Here is a 26,976-nt window from a genome sequence, read left to right as displayed (position 1 = left end):
AATTTAATCAAAGTGCAGGCTGCTTTGCTTGGTCTATTTAATTCAACACCACATTGCGTAAATATTCTTGCACCGCATTGGCGATGCTGTTTGCCATTTGCCGTCTAAAATCTTGGCTAGCCAACAATTTTTCGTCTTGCGGATTGGACAAAAAGCCCATTTCCACCAGCACCGATGGCATATCCAGCGAGCGCAAAATCACAAAATTACCCAATTCTGCCGTGCTGTTATGCACTTTGGCATGACGCGCAACCTGACGCAAAATCAAGTTGCCCAAACGTGTGCTGCTGGCTGTGGTTTGGGTTTCGAGCATATCGGTCAAAATGTTGTCCACGTCTTTGTTGCCCACGCTGGGAATGCCGTCTATAAAATCGACTTTATTTTCGGCAGCCACCAAACGGCGAGCGCGTTCGCTGTTGGCGCGTCCCAGCACAAACACATCTGTGCCGCGTGCTGCTGGTGCATCTTCCACCGCATTGGCGTGAATCGAAATAAATAAATCGGCATTGACATCACGCGCTTTTTTGCGTCGTTCTCGCAGCGGCACAAACGTGTCATCGCTGCGTGTCATATGCACCACATAACCTTTGGCTTGCAAGCGCGAACGCAATTCCAGCGAAGTAGCCAAAACCACGTCTTTTTCGTGAATGCCTGTGTTTTTGCCCGATGCACCTGGGTCTTTGCCACCATGCCCTGGGTCAATCATAATAATTGGCTTGCGCGGTGCGGCAGGCTTGCTCGGCTGTTGTGTAGATGCAGGCTGCTTATTATTGGGCTGATTGCGTTTTTGTGCCAACAAATCGCCCAAAGGGTCATCGTTGGCGTTAAAAGTAGGGGTGGCTTGGGGCAAATTACCGTGTCCCAAATCAATCTGAATACGGTGTTTTTGTTTGCCCGATGGCGCAAGCGCGGTTACTTGAATCGGCAAGGCACGGTTCAAATCCAGCACCATACGCAAAGTGTTGGCATCTTTTTGACCAAAGCGAATCTGACGAATAATGCCGTTATCACCTTTGAGCTGGCGCGTGATTTGGCTTAATGTTTGACTTTGATGAATGCCTGTCAAATCCACCACCAAACGATGCGGATTGTCCAAATTAAAATGACGATAGGCGATTTTTTGGTCGCTTTCCAACACGATGCGCGTTTTGGTGCGGTTGCTTTGCAAACGTGCCGACAGGATTTTGGGTTCGTTGCCATTGGGTGCGGCATAAACCAGCGAGCCTGTTAAAGCACAGCTTGCTAATGCCAACATTTTGCGGCGAGTTAATTTGTCCATTGTTGCAACGCCTCCTTTCCTTGTGCGCTCACGGCTTTTATGGTGCAAAGCCGTCCATTTTCTTGATGAGTAAGCTGAATAAGCAAATCTGGTGCAGGAACATAATCGCCGCCTTGTTCTGCCCATTCAATCAAACAAATGCTGTTGGCGATTAAATCGTCCAAGCCAGCATCTTCCCACTCGTCTGGCGTGGCAAATCGATATAAATCAAAATGATGCACAGTTTGTTGCGCTAACGGATAGCTTTCGACAATCGCATAAGTGGGGCTTTTGACTGCGCCGTCGTGTCCCATGCCGCGCAACAATCCGCGCGTGAAAGTGGTTTTGCCTGCGCCCAAATCACCTTGCAAATACACAACCAAAGGTGCGTGCAGGCTGCTTGCCCACGATGTACCCAGTGCCAGTGTTTCGGATTCGTTTGCGAGGAATTGTGTGTGTAACATGCTTGAACAATAAGATAAAAAGGGTTAAATCATAACAAAAGCAGCCTGCAATTTAAAGTGCAGGCTGCTTTTTTGTATCAAATTTATTTCGTCAAAACATTCAACGCTTCTTGATATTTCGCCACCGTTTTTTCCAACACATCGGCAGGAAGTTTTGGCGCAGGCGGCTGTTTGTTCCAGCCACTTTGTTCCAACCAATCGCGCACAAATTGCTTATCAAAAGATGGCGGATTTGTGCCAACTTGATACGTTTCCACCGCCCAAAAACGGCTGCTGTCGGGCGTTAAAACTTCGTCCATGAGCGTTAAAACGCCGTTTTCGTCCAAGCCAAATTCAAATTTGGTATCGCAAATAATAATGCCACGCGCTTTGGCAAATTCCGCCGCTTCCGTGTAAAGCTGAATCGCTTTGGCGCGGACTTCTTCGGCGCGTTCTTTGCCGATGATTTCGCAGCAGCGTTCAAATGAAATATTTTCATCGTGGTCGCCCACTTCCGCTTTGGTTGAAGGCGTGAAAATCACTTCGGGCAATTTTTCCGCTTCACGCAAATTTTCAGGCAGCTTGATTCCGCAAACCGTGCCTGATTTTTGATATTCTTTCCAACCACTTCCGCTTAAATAACCGCGTATCACCGCTTCAATTTTCACAGGCGTTAAACGCTTGGCAACCACAGCGCGTTTTTCTACGGCTTGGGCTTCGTTTTCAGGCAGCACGTCAAAAACCGTTTGCCCTGTGAAATGATTGGGCATGATGTGCGCCAGTTTGCCAAACCAAAAATTAGAAATTTGCGTCAAAATTTCGCCTTTGCCAACAATGGGTTCGTCTAAAATCACGTCAAACGCCGACAAGCGGTCGGTTGCCACAATGAGCATGATTTTGTCGTCAATTTCGTACAAATCGCGGACTTTGCCAGAGTAGATTTTTTTCAATGATAATTTGGTCATGGTGCGCTTTCGTTAAACAAGGTTAAGAACGGGGCGTATTGTAGCGCGATTTTGGGTTGAGATAAAAGAGAAAAGCAGCCTGCACTTTCCATAAAACAGAAAAAGTGCAGGCTGCTTTTTGATTACGCGTTTTCCTTTAAACGATATTTTTTAGCGATGCGTTTGGCGCGTTTGTGCCATTGCCATGCTTGCTTCTCGTTGGGGGTGTTGCTGGCATAGTTCAATCGCATAAAATCGTCTAACAGTTGGGCAATTTCATCGTGCAGGCGATTGTTATCGTGCAGGATTTGGCCCAATTCCATTGGTGCAATCGCGGCGATGGTGGGATATTGCTTGCCCAGTAATCGGCGTTTGAGCAGGGTGTAGCCGTTTTGCAGCGGTTGTATCACGTCTTGCTGGCGTGATTTGCGCCACCACAAGCCCAGCGGTATGAGCGACAATGCGCCACCTGCGCCAAATACCATCAACACGTTCCATGTGTTCACGCCGTCAAAACCGAGTTTGTTGAACAGGCTTTGTTGGCGTTCGTCATCGTAGTTTACTACCCATTGTTGCCAATAGAAGCGGCCTTGGTCAGAAAAACGTGTCCAAAAGCCTGTGTTGGGGAGCAGGCTGCCTTCATCGCCTGATAGGGCTTGACTTACACCACTTTCAATGCGAACAGCAGATACGGCTGCGGTTGGGTCAATGCGTTTCCATACTTGGCGTTCTGGCAACCAAACTTCTGTCCATGCGTGGGCATCTTTGCTACGGATTTGCCAAAATTGTTCGGCTTCGTTGTATTCGCCACCTTGATAGCCCACGACTACGCGAGCGGGTACGCCTGCTGCGCGCATCATTACGACAAAGGCATCGGCATAATGTTCGCAAAAGCCTTGTTTGCTGTTGAACAAGAATTGGTCGGTACTGTTGCGGCTGCCCAAAACAGGCGGTTTGAGCGTGTAGGTAAAGCCTTGTTGTGCAAAATAGTTAAAAGCAGCCTGCGCGAATTGTTCGACATTGCCGTTGTTTTGTTGATACAGGGCTTGGGCAAGTTCGCGAGTGCGTGGATTGCTGTTGGCTGGGAGTTTGGTGTAGAAGTCTTGTTCGCGTGCGTTTAATTCGTGCGGTAATTCATTGGACAGCGATGCACGTAAATCAACGCGGCGTACACCTTTGCGGCTGAACATGCGCAACACATTGCCCGATTCCATAAACACGCCACGGCGATTGCGAACTTGCGGATAATCCAATGCAGGAATGCGCCCTTTGTCATCTTCGGCAATAATGGAATAGGCGATGTACTGTCCTTTGCTGGCATCGGCTCTGTCCACAAAATCGTGCATGGCTTGCCATTCGTTGCCGTTGTGCTGTCCCATTACCATTACGCGCCAATACAGATTTTGCTGTTGTGGTATGACATCGTTGTCAAATGTGGCAGTAAACACAGGTTCGTTACTCAATACCAAATCGCCAATACTGCCAGGTTTCATCGTGTCGGACATGCCTGTTGTGGCTTGGGTTGATGAAGTTTGTGGCACGCCCAAAAACGGCGCACTTCGGCGTGGCACAGACACAAATAACACCACCATCGGCAACAACGTCAGCAAAAAGCCCACTAAACTTTGTTTGAGTGCAGGCTGCCATGTCAAGTCGTTGAGCAAGGACAAAGTACAAGCCATCATCATTAAGCACAACAAAATCCACATGCCTGTTAACAATTCTTGGCTAAACAAAATCGCGCCAGCCAGCAAAAACAGCATCACCACCACCAACACTTGCCAGTCGCGCTTGGTTTTGCCTTCGTAGCTTTTGAGTAATGCCAGCAACAGCAAAAACGAAATGCCGCCTTGCAAACCCAAAATCGTGCCAAGTTGTTGGAATACCAGCACCGTTGCGCCCAGCAGCATACACACAGTTTGCCACAGTTTGAGTTGGTAGATGCCCATGCTCAACAAACCCAATCGCAAGCAAATGAACACGGCAAACACAATCACCACGCCCACAGGCAATTCAAACAGCAGCGGAATGGACACCGCAATCAGCGAAATCATCGCAAACAACGCGGCACGAAAAGACGGCTTGGTATTTAGATAACTAGGTTGAACAATAAACAAAATAATCGCCCATTCAATAAAGAAACAAAAAAGTGCAGGCTGCTTTTTCATATTTTTGATACTCAAAAGCAGCCTGCACTCTATTTTACACATTTACACGATTTAAATCCGCAAAATGCGTTCGCCACGACCAATACCTGCCGCGCCTGTTCGCACCGTTTCCAAAATCAAACCTTTGGACACGTTTTCCAAAAAGCTGTCCAATTTTTCGGACGTGCCTGTGATTTCCACCGTGTAGGTTTTGTCGGATACATCAATCACCGAACCGCGATAAATTTCTGCCAAACGCAACACTTCATCACGGTCTTTGCCGACTGCGCGGATTTTGACCAGCATCAGTTCGCGTTCCACATAACGGCTTTCGTTCAAATCCACTACTTTGACCACTTCCACCAGTTTGTTCAACTGTTTGGTGATTTGCTCAATAATGTGCTGGTCGCCGCGGGTCACAATTGTCATACGCGACAAAGTAGCGTCTTCGGTTGGCGCAACCGACAACGAGTCAATATTGTAATCACGCGCCGAAAACAAGCCCACTACGCGGCTCATTGCACCCGATTCGTTTTCAATCAAAACAGATAAAATGTGTCGCATCATGGTACGCTCCTTGTGTCGTAATTGCGGTCGTGAATGTCGTTTACATCGGAATCGGCTTTGGTTTCGCGCATATGCAGCGGCAACACCATTTCGTCCAACGCCTTGCCATTGCCCACCATTGGGTACACATTTTGTTTGCTGTCGGTGATGAAATCCAAGAACACAAAGCGGTCTTTCATTGCCAACGCTTCACGTAACGCGCCTTCTACGTCTGATTTTTTTGTGATACGCATACCCACATGACCATAAGCTTCTGCCAATTTCACAAAATCGGGCAACGAGTCAAAATAGGTTTCCGATTCGCGGTTGCTGTAATACAGCTCTTGCCATTGGCGCACCATGCCCAAGTAGCCATTGTTCAAGCAAATTACTTTTAAAGGTAATTTATATTGAAAACAAGTGCTTAATTCTTGGATATTCATTTGGATTGAGCCTTCGCCTGTGATGCAGCAGACATCTTTGCTTGGGTCGGCAAGATACGCACCCATGGCATACGGCAAGCCCACGCCCATTGTGCCTAAACCACCCGAATTGAGCCATTGGCGCGGACGTTCAAACGGATAATATTGCGCGGCGAACATTTGGTGCTGCCCTACGTCTGATGTAACAATCGCATCGTTGTTGGTTACTCGCGCCAAAGTTTGCACCACATATTGCGGCAAAATCAATTCGCTGTCGGCTGTTTCAGGCAAACGCAAGCAATCGCGGCTGCACCAGTTTTCTACGGTTTTCCACCATTTTTCCAACGCGCTGGGGTTGAACGTCAATTCTTGTTTTTGCCACAAACCGAGCATTTCGGTCAGCACATTGGCTACATCGCCCACAATCGGCACATCTACTTTAACGCGCTTGGCAATGCTAGATGGGTCAATGTCAATTTGAATGATTTTTTTGCCATTTTCCAAAAATTTGCTTGGCACAGACACCACGCGGTCATCAAAACGCGCACCAATTGCCAACACCACATCGGCATTTTGCATTGCCAAGTTGGCTTGATAAGTGCCGTGCATGCCCAGCATACCCAAAAACTGTTTGTCGCTAGACGGATATGCGCCCAAGCCCATCAACGTGCCTGTACACGGAACGCCCAAAGTGCGAACAAAATCGGTCAAAACTTGATGCGCGTTGCCCAACACCACGCCGCCACCAAAATAAATCAACGGACGCTTTGCCGCCGCCAACATTTGCAAGGCTTTTTTGATTTGACCAACGTGCCCATTCACAACGGGTTGATACGAGCGAATAAAAATATCTTCTTGCGGATAGCTAAATTTAGCCGATGCTTGGGTTACATCTTTGGCAATATCCACCACCACAGGGCCGGGGCGACCTGTTTTGGCGATTTGGAACGCCTTTTTGATAGTGGGGACTAAATCGTCAATATGTGTTACCAAGAAATTGTGTTTTACGCAAGGGCGAGAAATACCAATCATATCAATTTCTTGGAAAGCGTCCGAACCAATTGCAGGCGATGCCACCTGACCCGAAATCACGACTATTGGAATGCTATCGGTATAAGCCGTGGCGATGCCTGTAATCGCATTGGTTGCGCCAGGACCAGACGTTACCAAAGCCACGCCCACTTTGCCGCTGGTTCGCGCATAGGCATCAGCTGCATGAACCGCCGCTTGTTCGTGTCGCGTTAAAATATGTTCAAATTTATGAAGTTGGTAGATGGCATCGTAGATTTCCAACACCGCACCACCAGGATAACCAAAAACGTATTCCACGTTTTCTGCTTTAAGACTGTGCACCAGAATTTGTGCGCCTGTTAATTGCATGACAACCTCTTTTGTTGAGCGCGAAAATCAATCAACTGCAAGGGCTTTATCTCTGCACCTATAATGCTATCGGCACAAGCAGCGATTTAGGGTACGCGCATCGTGCAGACGTGATAACAACCGATTGCAATTAGTTCACTTTGACGCAGGGTTTGTGAAAAATAGGGAATTGTTAAGATAACGCAAAGAGCATTATCTGACAAGCATTTTGTGTTAATTTGTATTAACTTGATACAAAATGCAGGCTGCTTTTGTCTATTTATGCTAATTATTTTGTACAATAGCGCATCAAATGTAAGCAGCCTGCACCAAAATTGCTTATAGCCAAACAACGTAACCCATCTTAACGGTATTAAATAAAATGAAAACTTTTATCCAAACAACACAACGCGGTTTTACCTTGGTTGAACTTATGGTTTCCATTGCAGTTTTAGCGATTTTGGCAATGATTGCCTACCCAAGTTACAGCACCTATATGGAACGTGTACGCATTGATAATGCGCGTGCAACCATGATGGACACTATTCAATTTGCCGAACGCTATTACGCAACCAACAAAACCTTTGCCCAGCTAGACACTGCCAAAATTAAAGCAGCAGGCATCGCCAACGATAAATACGACCTAGAATACGTTGCTGTTGGTGCTAACAATTACTTACTCAAAGCGACACCCAAAGCAGATTTATATAGTGCAAAGAAAAGAGCAAGCAGCCCTTTGAATGTGCTGTATTCATCACAAAGTGGTGTGTTTGTTCGCTGCAATGATTCAGACTTTGCTATTGCGGCGGTTGCTGAACCCAAAGGCACAACCAACTGCGAACCATTAAGCTAATCGCATCAATAAAATCAACAAAAAGTGCAGGCTGCTTTTTTCGGCGAAAAACCGTAAAAAAGCAGTCTGCACTTTTTGCTATATCAATTAAATAGAAAATTCGCCTGTAAATTCCAAATCCGCGATTTCTTTGCGTAAATGCTTGGTTGCTGGTGTCACAATCGCCACAAACATCGCTTCACGAATGCGGCGTTGCACAGGGCTACGCATCAAATAGCCTTTTGCGCCAGCGTGTAAAGCCGCCGATTGCGCTGCGTCCAATGCCAATTCTGCTGCCGCCAAGCGCGTTTGCAAAGTTTCTAAAATACTGGTTGAGCCAGCCCACGCTTCGTCTGCCAATTTAACCGTTTTTGCCAATGCTACTTGGAAACGTTCGTTTAGTTCATCGATTTGATTATCCAAGTAAAAATTTACTTCGCCATTGCTTACGTTTGCTAATTCAATTTCTTGCAAGCAGCCGTCAATAATGCCTGCGCCGATGCCGATTTGCAGCAAAATAAAGCCAGCTTTAATGGATTTGATATACGCTTCAAACTGCGCGGGTTCTGCCAACACATCTTCGTGCGGTACAAACACGTTTTCAAATTTCAGCGCGAAGGTGCGTGTGCCTTCCAACGCGCAAAATTCAGGGCAAGGATTCAACGACACGCCTTCACGTTCCGCGCCTGTGATGAACATCACATAGCCGTCTGCCGTTTGTGCGGTGTTCGCCCAAATATGCGTGTCGCCCAAGTTGGACACCCACGGCAACACGCCATTGATGCGATAGCCGCCCTCTACTTTTTCCACTTGCAAGAAATTGTTTTCAATGCCAGCCAAGTGTTTGACCGTGTTGGACATACCTGTTCCAGCCAACACTTTTCCTTGCAATACGTCTGCTAAATAGCGCGATTTAACGGTTTCGTTGGGCGATTGATGCAAATACCAGCCGCAAGCCGATTGACACCACACCGAAAACGCCGTTGCACCGCACACTTTGCCCACTTCGCGGATTACCAAAATTTGTGTGGTCAAGCCCAAGCCGTTGCCGCTTTCTTCGGTTGTGCCAACGGATTGATAGCCGCCAATTTTGCCCAGTTCGCGCATAAAGTTTTCTGGGTAAACGCCTTTACAGTCAATGTCTTGGACGATCGGTGCGATTTCGCGTTGGGTTAATTCGGCAATTTGGTTCAATAAGGTTTGTTGCGACATGATGTTTGTCCTGTAAGTAAAAGTCATCAAAAAAAGCAGCCTGCATTGTACGCAGGCTGCTTTTAAAACGGAAAGATTGAATGTTTCTTTACGATAGAAGTATTTTTTATATATCAATTAAATATGCCCAAAACTTAATCCCAAAACAAGGCTCAACAAACTCAACACACCGTTGTAAATCAACATGATATAGAACATCATGGTAGATAAATCAAACGATTTGCCGCTGGATTTGTATTTTTGTGCCAAGTGTTCGGCAATCACGTCGCGCAACACACGCAGCACTTCATCATTTTGCTCTGGCGTGCCAATCGTCAGGCGCAGGCAATTTTCTACAACGCTGTGGCTGCCGTGCAAGTTTTTAACCAAGATTTTGTTTTGCTTCAATTTTTCAAATGCGGTGTTGGCATTGGGCAAACGCACGGTAACAAAATTGGCTTGGCTGTCAAACACGGTAACGTCTTCCAACGCGGCTAATTCGCTACTCACTCGTTCGCGCTCTGCGGTTAAAGTGGCGATGTTTTGGTTTACCGTGTCTATGTGTTGCAACGCGAATTTGCCAGCGGTTAGGCTTAACTGGTTCATGTTGTAAGGCGGCAAAATTTTTGCCAACTCGTTGATGATTAACGGACTGCCAGCCGCGTAACCCAAACGCAAACCTGCAAAACCGATTTTGCTCAATGTACGCAGCACGATTAAATTGGCAGGCACACCTGCTTGCGGCATAAACGTGTCGTTGGCAAACGCGCCATAGGCTTCGTCAATCACAACAATGCCCGAAGCAGCCTGCACAATTTGTTCGATTTCTTCACGCAAAAACGGTTTGCCTGTCGGATTGTTGGGGTAGGCGATAAACGTGATTGCAGGCTGCTTTTCTTGTATCGCTTGCAACACGGCAGGCAAATTGAGCGAAAAATCGGCATTGAGCGGCACGCTTTCGTATTGCATACCAAACAATTCTGCGTTGCGGCGATACATCACAAAGCTGGGTTCAACTGCCAACATGACAGCATTGGGCTGTGTGACCAAAATTGTCAGAAATTGAATTAATTCGTCCGAGCCGTTGCCCAAAGCAATCTCGGCGTGTTCGGGAATGGCAAAGGTTTCGCGCAAAGCAGCCTGCAATCCGCTGCTGGCTGGATTGGGATAGCGGTTAATCGGTGCGGCGGCTAATTGTTGCGTCAATTCGGTTTGCATCTCTTCGGGGAAAGAGTAGGGGACTTCCATTGCGTCCAGCTTAATGAAATCGGCTGGCACATCGGCAACGTGATAGGCGTTTTGCGCCAGAATATCGGGGCGAATCACACGAGTAGGCATGGTTGGTTTCCTTTTTGTGGATTGGAATACAAGTGATAAGCTGCATAAAGATATGCAACGGAATGTAAATGTAACACAAAAACAAGCTGTCCCAAAACGTTAAATTTGCTATGATGCCAACTTTTTTAACCGTTAGGTACTTTGTATTATGTCTGTTTACACCAGCGTATCCGATGATGAAATGCGTCAGTTGCTCACGCAATACGATTTGGGCGATTTTCAATCCTTGCAAGGCATCGCACAAGGCATCACCAACAGTAATTTTTTCTTGCACACCACGCAAGGCAGCTTTGTATTGACCGTTTTTGAAACCCTACGCGCCGATGAATTGCCATTTTTTATGGATTTGACCCATCATTTGAGCGCGAACGGCGTGGCTTGCCCAGCTCCTATCGCGCAGAAAAACGGACAATTCACCGTCACTTTATCGGGCAAACCAGCCTGCATTGTCAGCAAATTAACAGGCAGCGACACGGCGTATCCCCATGCCGAACAATGTTTTTACACAGGCGCAATGCTGGCAACCATGCACCAAGCAGGCACATCGTTCACACAAACGATGGATAACCCACGTCATAGCGCGTGGTGGACGCAATCGGCAAGCAGCCTGCATGATTTTTTGGACGCAGAAGACGCGGCTTTGTTGCAAGACGAAATCGCCTACCAAGCGCAAAATCCCGACACGCATTTGCCCAGTGGTATCATTCACGCTGATTTGTTCAAAGACAATGTGTTGTTGAGTGGCGACCAAGTGGCTGGTTTTATTGATTTTTACTACGCTTGCCACGGCAGTTTTGTGTATGATTTAGCCATTGCGATTAACGATTGGGCGCGCGATGCCCACAATCACATTGTGCCAGAATTGCAGGCTGCTTTTTTACGCGGCTATCAAAGCGTACGCGCCTTAACGCCAGCCGAATTGGATTATTTGCCCAACGCCTATCGTGCAGGCTGCTTGCGTTTTTGGGTGTCGCGTTTGTTGGACTTTCACTTCCCAGCATCGGGCGAAATGACGTTTATTAAAGACCCCAATGTGTTCCGCGATTTGTTGTTGGCGTATCGCAAAGCTATATATAGTGAAATGAAATCGCAATAGTACAGCGTTGCCAACGCCCTTATGTGCTATTTGCACACGGCGAGCGTTGTCGCCTTGTCCTATTTTTATTTCATTTCACTCTAATATTGCAAAACTCGCTATCCATTGTAGATAGCGAGTTTTTGTTATAAGCAAATCATCTAAATCACACAAACACAAAATCTTTTGCAGGCTGCTTTTTATCTTTTATCTTTGCCAGCCATATTGTTTTTTTGGTTCGATTATGACCGCTTTATCTATTCAAAACATTTCTCTTGGCTATCAACAAGGTAGCGCAATCAAAACAATTATGCACGATTTCAGCCTAGACATTCAGTTGGGCGAATTGATTAGCTTGCTGGGCGCAAGTGGCGTAGGTAAATCTTCGCTGTTGCGCGTGTTGGCTGAGCTGAACAAGCCGCTTTCAGGCAGCGTTTCCTTGTTTGGCGAACCACTCACGAAACCGCATCCGCGTGTGGGTTTTGTGTTTCAAAGCGCGGCGTTGTTGCCGTGGCTGAACGTGCGCGACAATGTGGCGTTTGGGCTAGACTTTAAACGTCAACCGAAAGTCAGCAAAGATGAGCAAAATCAACGTATTGATGATACATTAAAAGAAGTCGGATTGGCACACGCGGCGGATAAATTTCCGTCTGAATTGTCGGGCGGCATGCCGCAACAAGCGGCGTTGGCGCGTGGCATTGTGCGCCAACCGCAAGTGTTGTTGCTGGACGAGCCATTTTCCGCGCTTGATGCCGTGATTCGTGAGCAAATGCAAACGATGTTGCGCGAAATTGTGTAGCACCACAACACGGCGGCGGTGATGGTTACGCATGATATTGATGAAGCGTTGCTGGTGTCTGACCGCATTGTGTTGGTGGGGCAAGGTGGGCGGATTGTTGGGACGTGGCAGCCTGACATTCCGTTTCCACGCGTGGCACGTTTGGCGGAATTGAATCAGATTCGTGGCGAAATTATGCAGAGTTTGCATTCGGCGCAGCATTATTCGGAACAGGTTAAGACGGTGGAATTTGTGATTTGATTTTTCAGGCTGCCTGAAATTGAAATTTGCGTAGGTCAAGACCCCAACCTACAAACCGATTGTTTATAAAAAGAAAAAACAAAATGCACACACGCCGAGATTTCCTAAAATTATCCGCTCTGTTTACCGCCACCGCCGCTATGCCCTTGCTGCAAGCCTGTGGCAAACGCGCCGCCACGCAGCCCAACGCGCCTGTAACCATTGGCTATTTGCCGATTTTAGATGCCGCGCCCTTGCTCGTGGCGCATGGCAAAGGCTTGTTTCAACAACGCGGCGTGGAGACCGTCAAACCTGTGCTGTTTCGCAGTTGGGCGAGTTTGGTGGAAGCGTTTTTGAGTGGGTAAGTCAATTTAATTCATGTGCTGTCGCCGATGAGCGTGTGGATGCGTTACGGCAGCCGTGCGCCTGTTCGCGCTTTGATGTGGAATCACACTTGCGGTTCGGCTTTGACGGTGCGCCCTGATGTTAATCAACTGTTTGATTTACAAGGGTAAACGGTGGCGATTCCGTTTTGGTATTCCGTACATAATGTCGTGTTGCAACAGCTTTTGCGCCAAGCAGGTTTGCAGATTGTGGAGAAAAATCCGCAAGCTGGACAAGTTTGCCTAACCGTGATGCCACCATCTGATATGGTGGCAGGTTTGGCAGCCAAGCAAATTGCTGGATTTATCGTTGCCGAGCCGTTTAACGCACTGGCGGAAAGTAAGGGCGTAGGCAAAATTTTACGTTTTTCGGGCGATATTTGGAAAGAACACGCTTGCTGCCTGACGATGATGCACGACCACGATATTCAAAACCGCCCTTATTGGGTGCAAAACGTGGTTTCAGCGTTGGTAGATGCGGCGGCGTTTGCGAAACATCATCGTGCGGAAACGGCGGAATTGTTGGCAAAACAAGGCATTCAAAAATACACGCCGCACGATGTGAACGTGTTGCGAAACGTGTTGCAGCCCGAGCTAATTCAATGGGCGAATTACGAGCGAAACCGCGCCATTGTCCACGCCGATTGGCAGAAAAAACGCATTGATTTTCAACCGTTTCCATTTCAATCGTATAGCGAATTGTTGATTAAATTGCTGAAAGAAACGCATTTGGCTGGCGTGAATACGTTTTTGCAAGATGTGCAGCCTGAAATCGCGGCGAAAGAATTGTTTGACACGCGCTTTGTGCAGGCTGCTTTGGGACAAGGGGATTTGATGCAGCAGTTTGGTTTGCAGGGGTTTGAGCGGAAAGAGATTTTTGAGATTTGAGTTTTTCAGGCAGCCTGAAAATTTTAAAAGAAAGAAAAACATGAACAAAAACGTACACATTCTCGGATTAGCAGGCTTGTTGATTTTGCTCGCATTGTGGCAAATCGGCAGCTTGATTTTGGCGCATTCTATGCCGTTGGCGAATATGCTTGCGCCAGCCGCCGCGATCGGCAGCCTGAAAAAGCTGCTGCTTGACGGCAATTTGTGGGCACACATTGGTGCGAGTTTGCAGCGCGTGGGCGTGGGTTTGTTGGCGGCATTGATGATTGGTGTACCGATTGGCTTTGCGCTCGGTTTGTCGCGCAAGGTGGAGCAAGTGGTGAGTCCGTCTTTTCAGTTTTTGCGTATGATTTCGCCGTTGTCGTGGATGCCTGTGGTGGTGATGTTGTTTGGCATTGGCGATGCGCCGATTTATTTTTTGTTGGCGTTTGCGGCGGTGTGGTCAATTATTTTGAATACGGTTTCGGGCGTGAAAAATATCAATCCGCAATGGCTGGAATTGGGGCGTTCGCTGTCGGCGACCAAATCGGAAATGTTGTTTAAAATCATGTTGCCTGCGGTGGTGGGCGATATTTTGAACGGTTTGCGTTTGGCGATTGGTATTGTGTGGGTGGTGCTTGTGCCGTGCGAAATGTTGGGTGTGAACGAAGGTTTGGGCTATTTTATTTTGGATACGCGCGATAGATTGGCGTATTCGGAATTGATGGCGGCGATTGTGTTGATTGGCGTGATTGGGTGGGCGTTGGACAGCGCGGCGCGGTATTTGGCGCAGGTTTGGCGTAAGGCGTAATATAAACGTAAATCAACAAAAACAGCCTGCATTTTAGGTGAACAAAATTTGCAGGCTGCTTTGTTTATTGTATAGATTTGTTTATTGTATAGATTTGTTAAACATTTTGATTTACCATTACGCCCTGCTTAACAGATAGACATGGAAATAGGGAACATCATGAGCGATTTAAAAGAACAATTAAAATCGGGCTTGCAAGCCATGAATTTGGATTTGCCTTTGGCGCAGCAATTATTGTTGCTGGAATACGTTGCGCTGCTCAAAAAATGGAACAGCACCTATAACTTAACCGCCTTGCGTGATGAAAATCAAATGATTAGCCATCACATTTTGGACAGCCTAACCCTGCTGCCCTATGTGCAAAACGCGCAAAGCATGATGGACGTTGGCTCGGGCGGCGGCATGCCTGGCATTCCCACCGCAATTTGTCGCCCCGATTTGCAGATTACTTTGCTGGACGCAAACACCAAAAAAACCACGTTTTTGCAACAAGCTGCGATTGAGTTGGGCTTGAAAAACGTAACCGTTGCCAGTGGTCGCGTAGAAGCCATGCACGACAAAAAAGTAGATGTCGTAACCAGTCGCGCCTTTGCCGAGCTACACGATTTTGTCGCGCTGACCAAACATTTGCTCAACGAACAAGGCTATTGGGCAGCGATGAAAGGCGTGTATCCATACGAAGAATTGGAAAACGTTCCTGCTAATATTGAAGTTTATCAAATAGATAAGTTGGAAGTGCCAACCCTAAACGCCGAGCGTCATATGGTATTGATGCGTCCGAAAAAGGGTTGAGCATGAGCGCAAAAGTTTTAGCCATTGCCAACCAAAAAGGCGGAGTCGGCAAAACCACTACCGCCGTGAATTTGGCAGCATCATTAGCGCATCGTGGCAAACGGGTTTTGCTGATTGATTTAGACCCGCAAGGCAACGCCACCACAGGCAGCGGCATAGATAAAACCGACATCGCCACAGGTGTGTACCACGTTTTGCTGGGCGAAGCCGATGTGCAGGCTGCTTGCATTCGCAGCGAAGAGGGCGACTACGATGTGTTGGCAGCAAACCGCGATTTAGCAGGCGCAGAAATTGAATTGGTGCAAGAAATCGCGCGAGAAATGCGTCTAAAAAACGCGTTGGAAGCCGTGGCGCAAGATTACGATTTTGTGTTGATTGATTGTCCGCCCACTTTGACCTTGCTCACGCTCAACGGTTTGGTTGCCGCACAAGGCGTGATTGTGCCAATGGTATGCGAATACTACGCGCTGGAAGGCATTAGCGATTTGGTTGCCACCGTGCGCAAAATCCGCACCGCCATCAACCCACGTTTGGATATTTATGGCATTGTGCGAACTTTGTATAGCAACCGAAATCGCCTGTCGCAAGACGTGAGCGTACAGTTGCAACAGCATTTTGCCGATAAAGTGTTTGCGACCACCATTCCGCGCAATGTGCGTTTGGCAGAAGCCCCAAGCCACGGGCAGCCTGCACTAGCCTATGATGCCAAAGCCAAAGGCACGCTGGCTTATTTGGCGTTGGCAGACGAGATTTTGGCTAAATAGCCAAAATAGATACAGAATAATCTGCATTTTCTTTAACTTAATCATTGAGTTTGACTATGTTGAAAAAATTAGCAGTATTCGCCCTTGCGGCTTCTTTGGTTACGCCTGCGTTGGCAGACAACTGGTTGGGCAAAGCGCAAGCTATCAACAAGCAAGCAATTGGCAAACGCGACTCTGCTGCACGCCAAGTATTCAAGCGCGTAGGCAGCGCAGCACAAGGCAAAACCGTAAGCCACACCGTGAACTTACGCGCTGGCAAATTCTATGGCTTTATGGTGGACTGCGATTACGAATGCAAACGAAGCTAAATTGGAATTGGTAAAAGGTGCGAAGTATTGGGCGAAATGCTTGAAGCAGATAACAGCTCGTCAATGTTCGGCTTCTGCGCTGAACAAAGTGGCGCGTACACTTTGAAATACACGATTACTGAATGCGCGAAAAACCGTTGCGCTTATTCTGCTCAGGTGTTTGAGGGCAACAAAGCGTACGATTTGGATTTCTAATCGTTTGATTGTGTAAACACATAACAAAGCAGCCTGCACTTTTGTAAATCGAAAGTGCAGGCTGCTTTTTATATTATGAATTACGCCACGCCATATTGTGCGCGATAGGCTTTCATGGGCTCAACAAATTGCGCCAAATCAGCACGGTTTTCTTGTTCCAACATCGCAAACAAATCCAGCAAATTGGCAATCGCGACAACGGGCAAACCATATTGCTGCTGCACTTCTTGCACCGCAGATTGCTCTCCTGTACCTTTTTCCATGCGGTCTAATGCAATCGCTACGCCCACAGGTTTTGCGCCTGCTTGCTCAATCAATTTCACACTTTCGCGCACCGATGTGCCAGCCGAAATCACGTCATCAATAATTAACACGCGACCTTGCAATGGCGCACCCACCAGCGTGCCACCTTCGCCGTGGTCTTTGGCTTCTTTACGGTTGTAGGCAAATGGCACGTTTACGCCTTGTTCTGCCAACATCATTGCCGTTGCTGCCGCCAAAATAATGCCTTTGTAGGCAGGGCCAAACAACATATCAAATTGCAGGCTGCTTTCTAAAATCGCTTTGGCATAAAAACGCGCCAGTTGCAAAGTAGAAGCCCCATCGTTAAACAAGCCAGCATTAAAGAAATAGGGCGATTGACGACCTGCTTTGGTCGTAAATTCCCCAAATTTTAAGACATTTTGTTGCAGCGAAAATTGCAGAAAATCTTGATGAAAATTAGACATAGTCCGTTCCTTTGGTTTGAGATAGGAATAAAAAGCCACGATAGTTTACCGTTTGCCATTGCTGTTTTCAATGTTTTACACCGCTCGTTTCCGCAACACCAACCACAAAAACACCAGCCCCCCAGCAAATTCCACCACCACACTCAACACCGCTTTCATGCCCAACAAATGCTCAAACACCGCCTGACCTGCCACCAACATAATCCCAGCAATCAACACCACCAACGGCAAGCGCACCGAATGTTTCAGGCTGCCTGAAAAATGATTCGCCAACGCACACACCAGCAAGCCAAAAAAACTCACAGGCCCAACCGTTGCGGTTGCGGTTGCCACCAACACCGAAATCCATAACAAAATCCACAGCGTATTTTTCTGATAGTTGATACCGAGATTGGTCACTTGGTCGCGCCCCAACAAATGCACGTCCAAGCGATGTCGCTCGCGCCAAATCATCGCCACGCTGAGCAGCATAATCGCGCCGCCAATCGTCAGCATATTCGTGTTCACCGTATTAAAACTCGCAAACGTATTCGCCTGCGCCACCGCAAATTCTTCGGGGTCAATCACACGCTGCAACAGACTAGACACGCTGCGAAATAACACCCCAAAAATCACGCCAATCAAAATCATCCGCGCCAAATCACGCCCACCCTGCCGCAACAACATCTGAAACAGCAACAAAGATGCGCCCATCATCACCACCAATTCCAGCGCAAATTTTCCCAAAAGCGGCAACTGCGTATAGCCCACACCGCCGAGCGCAAACACCAGCAGCGTTTGCAGAAAAATATACAGCGTATCAAAGCCCAACACAGATGGCGTGAGAATTGGATTATTCGTAATTGTCTGAAACAACATAGTGGACACGCCCACCGCATATGCAATCAGTAGCAACGCGCCCAATTTTTTCGCCCGAAGCGGCAGAATAAAATCCCACGCCCCCTGTGCGTTCCACGTCAAAAACAGCCCACACGACAGCAGCAACACCGCCGATAAAATCCAAATTAGTTTTAAATCTTTTGACATAATCCAATCCGTAGGTCGGATTCTTGAATCCGACAAATTCAAAGTTTCAGGCAGCCTGAAATTATTTTTGTTTCTTGTGTTGTTGTTCCGTTTGAAGTTGTACTTGGAGTTGTAATTGTGCTGTCAAAACTGCTGCAAACGTCATCGCACACATTACAGGGGCAAAAAACCAATACCCCCAGCCTATTGGGTTAAAATACCAAAACACGGCACAGGCAGAAATCAACATTATTGTAAAGATAATGGTAAATTGGCGTTTAGCAGTCCAATGCGATGGCAAGTAATATAAATTAAAAAAAATAGTCATGAAGATAATTGCCGCATATTCACGCAATACAGGGGTACGATTATTGCGTAACCATTCATTTAACAAACCGATTGCAATACCAAAAGCAGTAATGCTAACGTGTCGGATAATGATTTTAAACATACCATTATTTCCTTTCAGGCTGCCTGAAAATCTAAAACCCCAATTCTACCGTGCAGGCTGCCTGAAAAGTAGCCCCAAAAACAACACCGTCCCCAACACCCCAAACACCGTTGCCACAGGAATTTCAAACGGAAACACAATCACACGCCCCACAATATCACACAGCAACACCAACACCGCCCCCAACAACGCCACAGCAGGCAAACTCGCACGCAGCTTATCGCCTAACAAACGGCTCACAATATTCGGCACAACCAGCCCAATAAACGGAATATTTCCTACCGTAACCACCACCAACGACGTAATCAACGCCACAATCACCAGCCCAGCCCACAAAATCACATTGCGGTTAATCCCCAAATTCACCGCCACCGACTCGCCCAAACCCACAATCGTCAGTTGGTCAGCAATCAAATACGCCACCACAGCCAACGCCCCCGTCAGCCACAGCAATTCATACCGCCCCAACAACACGCCCGAAAAATCGCCACTCTGCCACACGCTAATCAGTTGCAACATATCCGTTTCATACGCAATAAACGTGTAAACCGATTCAATCACGCCACCAAAAATAATTCCCACCAACGGCACAAGCAGTTGCGCGGTGGGCGGTAATTTCCGAATCATCGCCATAAACAACAACATACCCAACAACGCTGCCACCGCCGCCACCGACATTTTCGTCAATAAAGCCGCGCTCGGCAGCAGCAACGACATCAGCAACAGCCCCAAAATCGCACTCTGACTCGCTCCCACCATAGACGGCTCAACAAAGCGATTTTTCAGCAAAATCTGCATAATCATGCCCGCCACGCCCATAGACGCACCTGTCAGCAAAATCGCAAACGTACGTGGCAAACGGCTGATTAACATCACTTGCGTGGAATCGTTCAGGCTGCCTGAAAACACATTCGCCCAAGAAAAATTCGCCACACCAATGGATAAACTAGCGAAAAATAAAATAATCGTGAACAAAATGGATAGGGTGTAAAGGGATTTTGTGGACATAGGGTATTCCGTGAAATAGTAGGCTGAGTCGCGAACCAGCCTAGATTTTGTCGTGTACTTTCAGGCTGCCTGAAATATTGATTCCATTTGAAGAATAGTGCGCGTAGCATACCCTACGCAACGCTTTCAGGCAGCCTGAAACCTATCAGGCTGCCTGAAAATTTATCGCAAAACTACTTAGCCGCTTTAAATGCATCGGCTGCCTGTTTCGCCGCGATTTGCAACTGACGCGCACCGCCAGCCGCCAAATAGGTACCGCTATCCAAATACACCACTTGACCTTTTTTCCAAGCAGTCGTTTCGGCAATTAACGGATTATTCAACACATCTTTCGCCGCTTGACCTTCTTCGCCAATCGCCGCGCCACGGTCTAACACAAACAACCAATCAGGATTTTTCTCTTTCACATACTCAAACGATACAGGCATACCATGCGAACCTTCTTTCATGTCCGCGTCAACCGCAGGAATGCCAATATCTTGGTGCAACCAACCGCCCAAGCGAGAATTCGGACTTTGTGCAGACAATTTACCGCCGTTCACAATCAACACTAAACCTTTGCCTTTGCCTTGCGCTGCCGCTTTTGCGTCTGCAAATGCTGCGTCAATGTCCGCTTTCAATTTATCCGCTTCCGCTTGTTTACCGAAAATTTGCGCGAATGCGTCAATACGTTCTTTGCTGCTTGCCAACAGATTTTTTGTATCTGCTGTCATTTCAATCGTAGGCGCGATTTTATTCAGCTCATGAATCGCCTTATTCGCGCGGCTGCCTGTAATAATCAACTGCGGCTGAAACGCGTTCAATGCTTCATAATTCGGCTCGAACAACGTGCCAACGTGCGCCGCTTTTTCCACCACAGGTTTCAAATATTCAATGTTTGATTTGTCGATTGTCGCGCCCACATTCACGCCCAACGCAGTCAAAGTATCCAACATACCGTAATCATAAACCGCGACATTGGTTGGATTTTTGGGTACTGGGAAATCGCCACGCGCCGTTTTCACGGTAATCACTTCGCCTTTGATGTCGGTGTGGGGTTCAAGCGGTTTGTCGGCTGGTTTGCCATCTTGTTGTGGCGCAGATGCCGATGCCGATGCCGCAGGTGCGCTGCTGGCTGTATTTTGAGTTTGCTGACCACCGCACGCGCTCAACGCTGCTGCAACCAATAATGCAAGAATAGTTTTATGTGTCATGTTGATTTTGAATCCTATAAAAAAATCAAAAAATAGATGAATAAGCTGTATTCATTACGTTGGAAAGTGCAGGCTGCTTTTTATAACAACAAAAAGCAGCCTGCAACTTTTTTAGAATGTGTAGTTTACACCGACACGGAATTCACGACCAGCGCCAGGTAATGTGCTTATGTCGCGTTGTGAGTGTGGTTTGTAATTTTTGTTACCAATATTATTGACTGCAAAATTCACATTCATTTTGTCATTGTTGAATGGTTTCCAGTTTGCCGTAATATCGGTTACACCGTAGCCAGCTTTACCAGTCGTTGCCGGTTTTACTGTATTGTTTACCAAGAAGTAATTGTCTGATGCTTTTACTTTTTCAACTTGGCGGTGTTGAATACCGATTTCTACATTTGGATTAGCAAAACGGTATGATAAACCTGCTGTCCAAGTGCGACCGATTACAGAGGCATATTCAGGCTTGCCGGCTAAATTTTCGCCATAAAATTTAGGTTTGCTATGTGCCACACCTAAACGTGCTGTTAAATTATTCCAACGATAATAGCCTGATAATTCATAACCTTTGTTTTTAACTTTACCTGCATTGATGATTTCTTGGTCTTTATCGCTATGATTATTACGGGCAGTGGTTGTACCCAAAGCATCTTTAATGTTTTGCCAGAAGTATGCGCCTTCAAAACCATAATTTTGCGCACGATACGCAAAACCAATTTCCGTATTTTGAGCGCGTTCCGCTTTGGTATTATTTGCAATCGTTATCGTACCACGCGCACCGTGTGACAACAACGCATCGTGCATGCGTGGGCTGCGTGTTGCGTAATTGTGCAAGACATTGAAACTCAATTCGGGCGTAACTTGATAAATCGCGCTGATACTTGGGTTGATTGCACCATCATTGAGTTTTCTACCGCTCATGTCTTTAAAGCTAAAATGGTCGTAACGCAAACCAGTGGTCAAAGTCAATTTATCTGTTACATCGGTAATTGCCTCGGCATACACACCCACATCTTGTTTTTGTTGGTGAACCAAGCCAGCTATAAAGATTTGATTAGGTTTGATTTTTTGATTGCGATAATTCAAACCATATTTCAACAATACTTTGTCAGTAATTTGCGAGTCAAAATTCACATTTGCACCAATAGTTTCTGCTTTGGTTTTGGTTGAGCCAACATTGCGATTACCGCCAGCATAACCATTACCAGAGTCATTTGCTGACCAGCGACCATGTTCCAAACGATAAATATTAGCAGTGGCAGATTGTGCAAAGCCTAAATCTTTTGCAGTCCATTCAAAATTGGTTAAATCCACGCTCATTTTGCGTTCAGCAGGAGCCTGACGAGCCAAAGTCAAACCACTTGGGTTGAATGTAAATTCTTCACGTACCAAACGAGTGCCTTTGTGTTGCTCGTGCATGTGGCTTAATACAAAACGATGATTGTCAACAGTTGCGCCAATTTTCGCTAAATAACTGCCTTTATCCAATGCGCTGTATGGTACTTTATTTGAGCCATTAAGCGGACTTACATAACCTTTACCGCCTTTGTAGGCATTTTCTTTCACAATATTGCCAGCCAACAAATAATCAAACATACCGCTTTGACCAAACAATGCCAAGCCGTAGTTATGACCATCATTGCTGCTGTAACCTGCGTTAATTTTCGCGCCAAAATTTGGATTGCTGCTGTTTTTCAATAAATCGGCTGCATCCAACGTTTTCGCTACAATAGCACCATTGGTTTGACCAATACCAGCAGATGCACTACCTGCACCTTTTTGTACTGCCACAATTTTTACCAAAGCAGGGTCAAGCATATGGCGACCTTGGTGGTAGTGAATTTGGCTATCGCTATACGCATTGTTTACTTTTACATCAACCGAATTTTGACCCATGCCACGAATAAATAGATATTGTGAAGTGCCAGCACCTGCACCCATGCTTACAGACGCTTCATTTTTCAACACATCGCGCAATTGCGTGTCGGTGGTTTCGTTCATATTTTTCACGGTAATGCGGCGCGTAGAAGGCTCACCTTTTACTCGAATAGTTTGCAATTCTTGTGCAGGCTGCGCGGTTTCATCGGCAGCGTATGCCATACCGCCAAATAATGCCAAAGAAATTAAAGATAATTTAAAAATAGGCTGTTGCATCGTTTTCCAATCTAAAAAAGTAAATAAAAATAGTGATAAGAATTATCGTTTCTAATATTAAATTATTTTAACAATACTTGTCTAGACTTAAATACAAGTTATTTTCAATTAATTTGATTTAACGATTTCTTTTTTTGTGATACACAATATGGCTTGTCAGCAAAAGGGCGTATAATTCGCGTTTTCACGTTTTAACATTGGGAGAATACAATGCAATTTAGTGTGGTAAATCAGCCAAAAAATGGCGCGGCAACTTTGTTTGTTTGTACCGAAGCCAATCAATTAAACAATGAAAACGCCAAAATCGTGTTTCAAAGTTTGGGCGAAAAAGACAGTTTCGCCAGCGCAAACTTAATCGTTGCAGGCAGCCTGCACAATATTGCCGTGTTGCGTTTTGCCGATTTGAAAACCGAAACGCTGCAAAAAGGCGCGAAAGAAGTCGCTGCATGGTTGGTTAAACAAGAAAATGTGTCGGTAGATTTAAACCCATTCTGCGAAGTGGATAGCTCGCGCGCTACGGAAGCGTTGGTTGCGGCGATTGGCGAAGCCGCTTATCGTTTTGATTATTATAAAAAAGAAGTCAATCCTGCTAAATTGAAAAATGTGGAATTGGTTCACGCGAAACATGAAAAACAAGTGCAGGCTGCTTTGGCGCAAGCGCAAGCCTTGTTGTATGGTGTGAATTTGTGCAAGGATTTGGGCAACACAGGTTCTAATATTTGCACGCCGACTTATTTGGCAGAAACGGCGGCAAAAGAAGCGCAAGCCTTGGGCGCAGAAGCGAAAATTTTGGATAAAGATTATATTCAAGCCAATATGCCGTCATTTTGGGGCGTGGCAAAAGGCAGCGCACAAGAGCCAAAATTGTTGGAATTGCGCTATTTTGGCGCAGCGGATAAATCCATTGACCCGATTGTGTTGGTCGGCAAAGGTTTGACATTTGATAGCGGCGGCATTTCGTTGAAACCTGGTGAAGGCATGGACGAAATGAAGTACGATATGTGCGGTGCGGCAACCGTGATTGGCACGTTTATCGCGGCGGTTAAGGCGAAATTGCCGATTAACTTGGCGGTGGTTGTGGCAACTTGCGAAAATATGCCCGACGCTGGCGCATCAAAACCTGGCGACGTGGTCAAAGCAATGAACGGCACAACGATTGAGAATTTGAACACGGACGCGGAAGGTCGTTTGGTGTTGTGCGATGCGCTGACTTATGTGGAACAAAATTTCAAAGCCAAAGCCGTGATTGATGTGGCGACTTTAACAGGTGCGTGTATTATCGCGTTGGGGCATGTGGCAAGCGGTTTGATGTCCAACAATCAAGACTTGGCTGATGAACTGTTAGCGGCTTCGCGTGATTGCAATGATAAAGCGTGGCAGTTACCGTTGTTCACCGAATACAAAGAGCAACTGAAATCTAATTTTGCGGATATGCAAAACATTGGCGGTCGTCCTGCTGGCACGATTACCGCGGCGACATTCTTGGCGCATTTTGCGGAAAATTTGAATTGGGCGCATTTGGATATTGCTGGCACGGCTTGGAAATCAGGCGCGGCAAAAGGTGCGACAGGTCGCCCAATTCCGTTGTTGTTCCAATATTTGACGAATCAAGCGAAGTAAATTGGTAGCATAAAAAAGCAGCCTGCAATTTGTGTAAACATAAAGTGCAGGCTGCTTTTCTATATCATACAGTGAATTAAATTTAGATTAGTACAGCGTTGCCAACTCCCTTATGTACTAGCTGTACACGGCGGTCGTTGTCGCCTTGTCCTAATCTAAATTTAATCCACTATAAAACATAACGGTTTAAATTCAACAATGCCTTACGCCAATCGCTAGGCGCAATCCCAAAAGCAGCCTGCACTTTGCCGCAATCCAAACGCGAATTGGCAGGTCGTACCGCAGGGGTCGGGTAATCTGCAGTTGTGATGGCGTTGAGCGTGGGCGATTTGGCTAACACACCTTGCGCCACTGCTTGCACGAAAATCTCGCTGGCGAAACCGTGCCACGACACATAAGGGCTGCCTGAAAAATGGTACACGCCAAACAGTTCGTTATCTTTTTGATTCACAATCTGTTCTGCCATAACAATCAACGCCGCCGCGATGTCGCCAGCATAAGTCGGGCTGCCGAATTGGTCGGCAACCACGCCCAACGTGTCGCGGCTTGCACCCAAGCGCAGCATGGTTTTCACAAAATTGTTGCCGTGTTCGCCAAACACCCACGCGGTTCGCAAGATGATGTGGCGCGTGCAGGCTGCCTGAACGGCTTGTTCGCCAGCCAATTTGCTTTTGCCGTAAGTGCTTTGCGGTGCGACTGGGTCGGTTTCTCGGTAGGCGGTTTCGCCTTTGCCGTCAAATACATAGTCTGTGGAAATGTGCAAGACGATTGCGCCGACTTCTTGCGCGGCAAGGGCGAGATTTTCCGCGCCTGTGCAGTTAATCGCGTGAGCTAAATCGGGTTCGCTTTCGGCTTTGTCTACAGCCGTGTGGGCGGCGGCGTTGATGATGATGTCGGGGCGGAATGTTCGCGCTGCCTGAAAAACGGTTTCGCGGTTGGTAATGTCTAGTGTGGCGCGGTCGGCGGCGAAGATTTCGGCTTTGCCTTGTAATTGCGCGACTAATTGGCTGCCGACTTGTCCATTTGCACCTGTGATTAAATATTTCATTTTTTTGGATTTATATTGTGCAGGCTGCTTTGAAATAGAAAAACGCATTATAAACTGGTTGAATAGCAAAAGCAGCCTGCACTTTTCGTAAACCCGAAAAAAGTGCAGGCTGCTTTGTTTGAATTAAATTTCATTTTGAACCAAGCGCAACAAATACTGCCCATATTCATTTTTCTTCATCGGCTCGGCTAATGCGCGGATTTTGTCAGACGATAACCAACCATTGCGCCACGCAATCTCTTCCAAACACGCCACTTGCAGATTTTGCACATTCTGAATCGTGCGAACAAACGCCGCCGCATCGTGCAAACTTTCATGCGTGCCTGTGTCCAACCACGCAAAACCGCGCCCCAAAACCTGCACATTCAGGCTGCCGTCTTGCAAATACATCTCGTTGAGCGTGGTAATTTCCAATTCGCTACGCGCTGACGGTTTGACCTGCTTTGCCATTTCTACAACACGATTATCATAAAAATACAAGCCAGTAACGGCGTAATCCGATTTCGGTTTAGACGGCTTTTCTTCAATAGACAAAGCGCGTTGGTTTTCGTCAAATTCCACTACGCCAAAGCGTTCAGGGTCTTTCACTTGGTAGGCGAAAACCGTTGCGCCATGTTCGCGTTCTGCCGCTTCTTTCAGCATTTGGCTGAAATGTTGTCCGTAAAAAATATTGTCGCCCAACACCAAACACACGCTGTCATCGCCAATAAATTCTTCGCCAATCAAAAACGCTTGCGCTAAACCGTCAGGGCGAGGCTGAATCGCGTATTCAATATTCACGCCAAAATCGCTGCCATTGCCCAATAATCGTCGAAAACTGGCATTGTCTTCGGGCGTAGTAATCACAAGCATATCGCGGATTCCTGCGAGCATCAGTGTGGAAATTGGATAATAAATCATTGGTTTATCGTAAACAGGCAAAAGCTGTTTAGACGTGCCAAGCGTGGTGGGATACAGCCGCGAGCCTGTGCCGCCTGCTAATACAATGCCTTTGGTCATGGTTGGTTTACCTTGTTTAACAGAATACAGAATGACGCAGTTTATCAATATAATGCGGTTTTTTGTACAACAGCACCGCA

General features: G+C 46.8%; 29 protein-coding genes. 13 read left to right on the top strand and 16 right to left on the bottom strand.

Translation table 11 applies throughout. The annotated features are described in order from the left end of the window. Nucleotides 1-37 precede the first annotated feature (37 nt). The 6 genes from BQ5809_RS08745 to ilvB all read right to left on the bottom strand — a co-directional run bounded on the left by BQ5809_RS08745 (nt 38) and on the right by ilvB (nt 7,140). Nucleotides 38-1,279, bottom strand: coding sequence for an N-acetylmuramoyl-L-alanine amidase (locus tag BQ5809_RS08745; protein ID WP_003785971.1), 1,242 nt, complete (start codon nt 1,277-1,279; stop codon nt 38-40). After that, nucleotides 1,267-1,722 (bottom strand): tRNA (adenosine(37)-N6)-threonylcarbamoyltransferase complex ATPase subunit type 1 TsaE, encoded by a 456-nt coding sequence (tsaE, locus tag BQ5809_RS08740; RefSeq protein ID WP_003785972.1) that lies wholly within the window; start codon nt 1,720-1,722, stop codon nt 1,267-1,269. The genes BQ5809_RS08745 and tsaE overlap by 13 nt, the downstream gene beginning before the upstream one ends. Nucleotides 1,723-1,805: 83 nt before the next feature. Then, nucleotides 1,806-2,666 (bottom strand): phosphoribosylaminoimidazolesuccinocarboxamide synthase, encoded by an 861-nt coding sequence (locus BQ5809_RS08735; protein WP_003785974.1) that lies wholly within the window; start codon nt 2,664-2,666, stop codon nt 1,806-1,808. 122 nt (nt 2,667-2,788) lie between these two features. Then, nucleotides 2,789-4,828 (bottom strand): transglutaminase TgpA family protein, encoded by a 2,040-nt coding sequence (locus tag BQ5809_RS08730; RefSeq protein ID WP_231954118.1) that lies wholly within the window; start codon nt 4,826-4,828, stop codon nt 2,789-2,791. Nucleotides 4,829-4,864: 36 nt separating this feature from the next. After that, nucleotides 4,865-5,356, bottom strand: coding sequence for an acetolactate synthase small subunit (gene ilvN / locus BQ5809_RS08725; protein WP_003789905.1), 492 nt, complete (start codon nt 5,354-5,356; stop codon nt 4,865-4,867). Next, nucleotides 5,356-7,140 (bottom strand): biosynthetic-type acetolactate synthase large subunit, encoded by a 1,785-nt coding sequence (gene ilvB / locus BQ5809_RS08720; protein WP_003785980.1) that lies wholly within the window; start codon nt 7,138-7,140, stop codon nt 5,356-5,358. The genes ilvN and ilvB overlap by 1 nt, the downstream gene beginning before the upstream one ends. Before the next feature lie 361 nt (nt 7,141-7,501). Between ilvB and BQ5809_RS08715 the strand changes: the two genes are divergently transcribed. Then, complete coding sequence (locus BQ5809_RS08715) at nt 7,502-7,972, top strand: type IV pilin protein (RefSeq protein WP_003785984.1); 471 nt, start codon at nt 7,502-7,504, stop codon at nt 7,970-7,972. Between the two features lie 87 nt (nt 7,973-8,059). Here the strand turns inward: BQ5809_RS08715 and BQ5809_RS08710 are convergent, their stop codons facing one another. After that, on the bottom strand, nt 8,060-9,163 hold the full coding sequence (locus tag BQ5809_RS08710; RefSeq protein ID WP_032827631.1) for an acyl-CoA dehydrogenase family protein: 1,104 nt from the start codon (nt 9,161-9,163) through the stop codon (nt 8,060-8,062). 117 nt (nt 9,164-9,280) lie between these two features. Continuing rightward, the gene (gene hisC, locus BQ5809_RS08705) at nt 9,281-10,480 is read right to left on the bottom strand and encodes a histidinol-phosphate transaminase (protein ID WP_003785988.1); all 1,200 of its coding nucleotides are present in this window, start codon (nt 10,478-10,480) and stop codon (nt 9,281-9,283) included. Between the two features lie 148 nt (nt 10,481-10,628). Here hisC and thrB point away from each other — a divergent pair, with 148 nt between their 5' ends. From thrB to BQ5809_RS11165, 11 genes are all read left to right on the top strand, one after another. Then, complete coding sequence (gene thrB, locus BQ5809_RS08700; protein ID WP_003785990.1) at nt 10,629-11,576, top strand: homoserine kinase; 948 nt, start codon at nt 10,629-10,631, stop codon at nt 11,574-11,576. Nucleotides 11,577-11,799: 223 nt separating this feature from the next. Beyond that, entirely contained in the window at nt 11,800-12,354 is a 555-nt protein-coding gene (locus tag BQ5809_RS08695; protein ID WP_003785992.1) for an ABC transporter ATP-binding protein, read from the top strand. Nucleotides 12,355-12,375: 21 nt separating this feature from the next. Next, complete coding sequence (locus BQ5809_RS11335) at nt 12,376-12,594, top strand: hypothetical protein (RefSeq protein WP_003785994.1); 219 nt, start codon at nt 12,376-12,378, stop codon at nt 12,592-12,594. An 83-nt stretch (nt 12,595-12,677) separates the two neighbouring features. Continuing rightward, nucleotides 12,678-12,938 (top strand): ABC transporter substrate-binding protein, encoded by a 261-nt coding sequence (locus tag BQ5809_RS11330; RefSeq protein WP_003785996.1) that lies wholly within the window; start codon nt 12,678-12,680, stop codon nt 12,936-12,938. A 27-nt stretch (nt 12,939-12,965) separates the two neighbouring features. Further along, nucleotides 12,966-13,088, top strand: a complete 123-nt coding sequence (locus BQ5809_RS11430) for a hypothetical protein (protein ID WP_003785998.1) — start codon at nt 12,966-12,968, stop codon at nt 13,086-13,088. A gap of 3 nt (nt 13,089-13,091) precedes the next feature. Further along, complete coding sequence (locus BQ5809_RS11325; RefSeq protein ID WP_003785999.1) at nt 13,092-13,844, top strand: ABC transporter substrate-binding protein; 753 nt, start codon at nt 13,092-13,094, stop codon at nt 13,842-13,844. A gap of 40 nt (nt 13,845-13,884) precedes the next feature. Continuing rightward, complete coding sequence (locus tag BQ5809_RS08685) at nt 13,885-14,634, top strand: ABC transporter permease (protein WP_032827632.1); 750 nt, start codon at nt 13,885-13,887, stop codon at nt 14,632-14,634. Between the two features lie 159 nt (nt 14,635-14,793). Further along, nucleotides 14,794-15,426, top strand: coding sequence for a 16S rRNA (guanine(527)-N(7))-methyltransferase RsmG (gene rsmG, locus BQ5809_RS08680; protein ID WP_032827633.1), 633 nt, complete (start codon nt 14,794-14,796; stop codon nt 15,424-15,426). Nucleotides 15,427-15,428: 2 nt separating this feature from the next. Continuing rightward, the gene (locus BQ5809_RS08675) at nt 15,429-16,190 is read left to right on the top strand and encodes a ParA family protein (RefSeq protein WP_032827634.1); all 762 of its coding nucleotides are present in this window, start codon (nt 15,429-15,431) and stop codon (nt 16,188-16,190) included. 56 nt (nt 16,191-16,246) lie between these two features. Next, the gene (locus tag BQ5809_RS08670) at nt 16,247-16,498 is read left to right on the top strand and encodes a hypothetical protein (protein WP_003786003.1); all 252 of its coding nucleotides are present in this window, start codon (nt 16,247-16,249) and stop codon (nt 16,496-16,498) included. A 27-nt stretch (nt 16,499-16,525) separates the two neighbouring features. Continuing rightward, nucleotides 16,526-16,693: a hypothetical protein gene (locus BQ5809_RS11165; RefSeq protein ID WP_169309633.1), complete on the top strand. Its 168-nt coding sequence runs from the start codon at nt 16,526-16,528 to the stop codon at nt 16,691-16,693. An 80-nt stretch (nt 16,694-16,773) separates the two neighbouring features. Here the strand turns inward: BQ5809_RS11165 and pyrE are convergent, their stop codons facing one another. The 6 genes from pyrE to BQ5809_RS08640 form a co-directional block, all read right to left on the bottom strand. Further along, on the bottom strand, nt 16,774-17,421 hold the full coding sequence (pyrE, locus tag BQ5809_RS08665; RefSeq protein ID WP_003786005.1) for an orotate phosphoribosyltransferase: 648 nt from the start codon (nt 17,419-17,421) through the stop codon (nt 16,774-16,776). A 75-nt stretch (nt 17,422-17,496) separates the two neighbouring features. Next, nucleotides 17,497-18,447, bottom strand: a complete 951-nt coding sequence (locus tag BQ5809_RS08660) for an iron chelate uptake ABC transporter family permease subunit (protein ID WP_003786007.1) — start codon at nt 18,445-18,447, stop codon at nt 17,497-17,499. Nucleotides 18,448-18,508: 61 nt separating this feature from the next. After that, nucleotides 18,509-18,877, bottom strand: coding sequence for a hypothetical protein (locus BQ5809_RS08655; RefSeq protein ID WP_003786009.1), 369 nt, complete (start codon nt 18,875-18,877; stop codon nt 18,509-18,511). Between the two features lie 45 nt (nt 18,878-18,922). Further along, a complete protein-coding gene (locus tag BQ5809_RS08650) occupies nt 18,923-19,885 on the bottom strand; it encodes an ABC transporter permease (protein WP_003786011.1) in 963 nt (320 codons plus the stop codon). Between the two features lie 173 nt (nt 19,886-20,058). Next, nucleotides 20,059-21,078, bottom strand: a complete 1,020-nt coding sequence (locus BQ5809_RS08645) for a siderophore ABC transporter substrate-binding protein (RefSeq protein WP_003786012.1) — start codon at nt 21,076-21,078, stop codon at nt 20,059-20,061. Nucleotides 21,079-21,189: 111 nt separating this feature from the next. Continuing rightward, a complete protein-coding gene (locus tag BQ5809_RS08640) occupies nt 21,190-23,229 on the bottom strand; it encodes a TonB-dependent receptor domain-containing protein (protein ID WP_003786014.1) in 2,040 nt (679 codons plus the stop codon). Between the two features lie 210 nt (nt 23,230-23,439). Here BQ5809_RS08640 and BQ5809_RS08635 point away from each other — a divergent pair, with 210 nt between their 5' ends. Beyond that, nucleotides 23,440-24,849, top strand: a complete 1,410-nt coding sequence (locus tag BQ5809_RS08635) for a leucyl aminopeptidase (protein WP_003786017.1) — start codon at nt 23,440-23,442, stop codon at nt 24,847-24,849. A 169-nt stretch (nt 24,850-25,018) separates the two neighbouring features. On the opposite strand, the gene rfbD is transcribed toward BQ5809_RS08635, so the two are convergent. Together rfbD and rfbA are read right to left on the bottom strand one after the other, a co-directional pair. Beyond that, nucleotides 25,019-25,945, bottom strand: a complete 927-nt coding sequence (rfbD, locus tag BQ5809_RS08630; RefSeq protein WP_003786019.1) for a dTDP-4-dehydrorhamnose reductase — start codon at nt 25,943-25,945, stop codon at nt 25,019-25,021. A 75-nt stretch (nt 25,946-26,020) separates the two neighbouring features. After that, complete coding sequence (gene rfbA, locus BQ5809_RS08625) at nt 26,021-26,896, bottom strand: glucose-1-phosphate thymidylyltransferase RfbA (RefSeq protein WP_003786021.1); 876 nt, start codon at nt 26,894-26,896, stop codon at nt 26,021-26,023. Between the last annotated feature and the right edge of the window lie 80 nt (nt 26,897-26,976).

The sequence above is a fragment of the Kingella kingae ATCC 23330 genome, assembly GCF_900111845.1.
Taxonomy (GTDB): Bacteria; Pseudomonadota; Gammaproteobacteria; order Burkholderiales; family Neisseriaceae; genus Kingella; species Kingella kingae.
The sequence above is the reverse complement of the archived record's forward strand: the minus strand, read 5'-3'. Positions and strand labels throughout refer to the sequence as shown.

Coding starts and splice junctions, on each gene's coding strand:
- thrB (WP_003785990.1), top strand. CDS start 10,629: ATGTCTGTTTACACCAGCGTATCCGATGATGAAATGCGTCAGTTGCTC.
- BQ5809_RS08660 (WP_003786007.1), bottom strand. CDS start 18,447: ATGTCAAAAGATTTAAAACTAATTTGGATTTTATCGGCGGTGTTGCTG.
- BQ5809_RS08745 (WP_003785971.1), bottom strand. CDS start 1,279: ATGGACAAATTAACTCGCCGCAAAATGTTGGCATTAGCAAGCTGTGCT.
- BQ5809_RS08650 (WP_003786011.1), bottom strand. CDS start 19,885: ATGTCCACAAAATCCCTTTACACCCTATCCATTTTGTTCACGATTATT.
- BQ5809_RS08710 (WP_032827631.1), bottom strand. CDS start 9,163: ATGTCGCAACAAACCTTATTGAACCAAATTGCCGAATTAACCCAACGC.
- BQ5809_RS08670 (WP_003786003.1), top strand. CDS start 16,247: ATGTTGAAAAAATTAGCAGTATTCGCCCTTGCGGCTTCTTTGGTTACG.
- rfbA (WP_003786021.1), bottom strand. CDS start 26,896: ATGACCAAAGGCATTGTATTAGCAGGCGGCACAGGCTCGCGGCTGTAT.
- BQ5809_RS08735 (WP_003785974.1), bottom strand. CDS start 2,666: ATGACCAAATTATCATTGAAAAAAATCTACTCTGGCAAAGTCCGCGAT.
- BQ5809_RS11335 (WP_003785994.1), top strand. CDS start 12,376: ATGGTTACGCATGATATTGATGAAGCGTTGCTGGTGTCTGACCGCATT.
- ilvN (WP_003789905.1), bottom strand. CDS start 5,356: ATGCGACACATTTTATCTGTTTTGATTGAAAACGAATCGGGTGCAATG.
- BQ5809_RS08635 (WP_003786017.1), top strand. CDS start 23,440: ATGCAATTTAGTGTGGTAAATCAGCCAAAAAATGGCGCGGCAACTTTG.
- BQ5809_RS08685 (WP_032827632.1), top strand. CDS start 13,885: ATGAACAAAAACGTACACATTCTCGGATTAGCAGGCTTGTTGATTTTG.
- BQ5809_RS08640 (WP_003786014.1), bottom strand. CDS start 23,229: ATGCAACAGCCTATTTTTAAATTATCTTTAATTTCTTTGGCATTATTT.
- rfbD (WP_003786019.1), bottom strand. CDS start 25,945: ATGCGTTTTTCTATTTCAAAGCAGCCTGCACAATATAAATCCAAAAAA.
- rsmG (WP_032827633.1), top strand. CDS start 14,794: ATGAGCGATTTAAAAGAACAATTAAAATCGGGCTTGCAAGCCATGAAT.
- BQ5809_RS08655 (WP_003786009.1), bottom strand. CDS start 18,877: ATGTTTAAAATCATTATCCGACACGTTAGCATTACTGCTTTTGGTATT.
- BQ5809_RS08645 (WP_003786012.1), bottom strand. CDS start 21,078: ATGACACATAAAACTATTCTTGCATTATTGGTTGCAGCAGCGTTGAGC.
- BQ5809_RS08715 (WP_003785984.1), top strand. CDS start 7,502: ATGAAAACTTTTATCCAAACAACACAACGCGGTTTTACCTTGGTTGAA.
- BQ5809_RS08695 (WP_003785992.1), top strand. CDS start 11,800: ATGACCGCTTTATCTATTCAAAACATTTCTCTTGGCTATCAACAAGGT.
- hisC (WP_003785988.1), bottom strand. CDS start 10,480: ATGCCTACTCGTGTGATTCGCCCCGATATTCTGGCGCAAAACGCCTAT.
- pyrE (WP_003786005.1), bottom strand. CDS start 17,421: ATGTCTAATTTTCATCAAGATTTTCTGCAATTTTCGCTGCAACAAAAT.
- BQ5809_RS08675 (WP_032827634.1), top strand. CDS start 15,429: ATGAGCGCAAAAGTTTTAGCCATTGCCAACCAAAAAGGCGGAGTCGGC.
- BQ5809_RS11430 (WP_003785998.1), top strand. CDS start 12,966: ATGAGCGTGTGGATGCGTTACGGCAGCCGTGCGCCTGTTCGCGCTTTG.
- BQ5809_RS11330 (WP_003785996.1), top strand. CDS start 12,678: ATGCACACACGCCGAGATTTCCTAAAATTATCCGCTCTGTTTACCGCC.
- ilvB (WP_003785980.1), bottom strand. CDS start 7,140: ATGCAATTAACAGGCGCACAAATTCTGGTGCACAGTCTTAAAGCAGAA.
- tsaE (WP_003785972.1), bottom strand. CDS start 1,722: ATGTTACACACACAATTCCTCGCAAACGAATCCGAAACACTGGCACTG.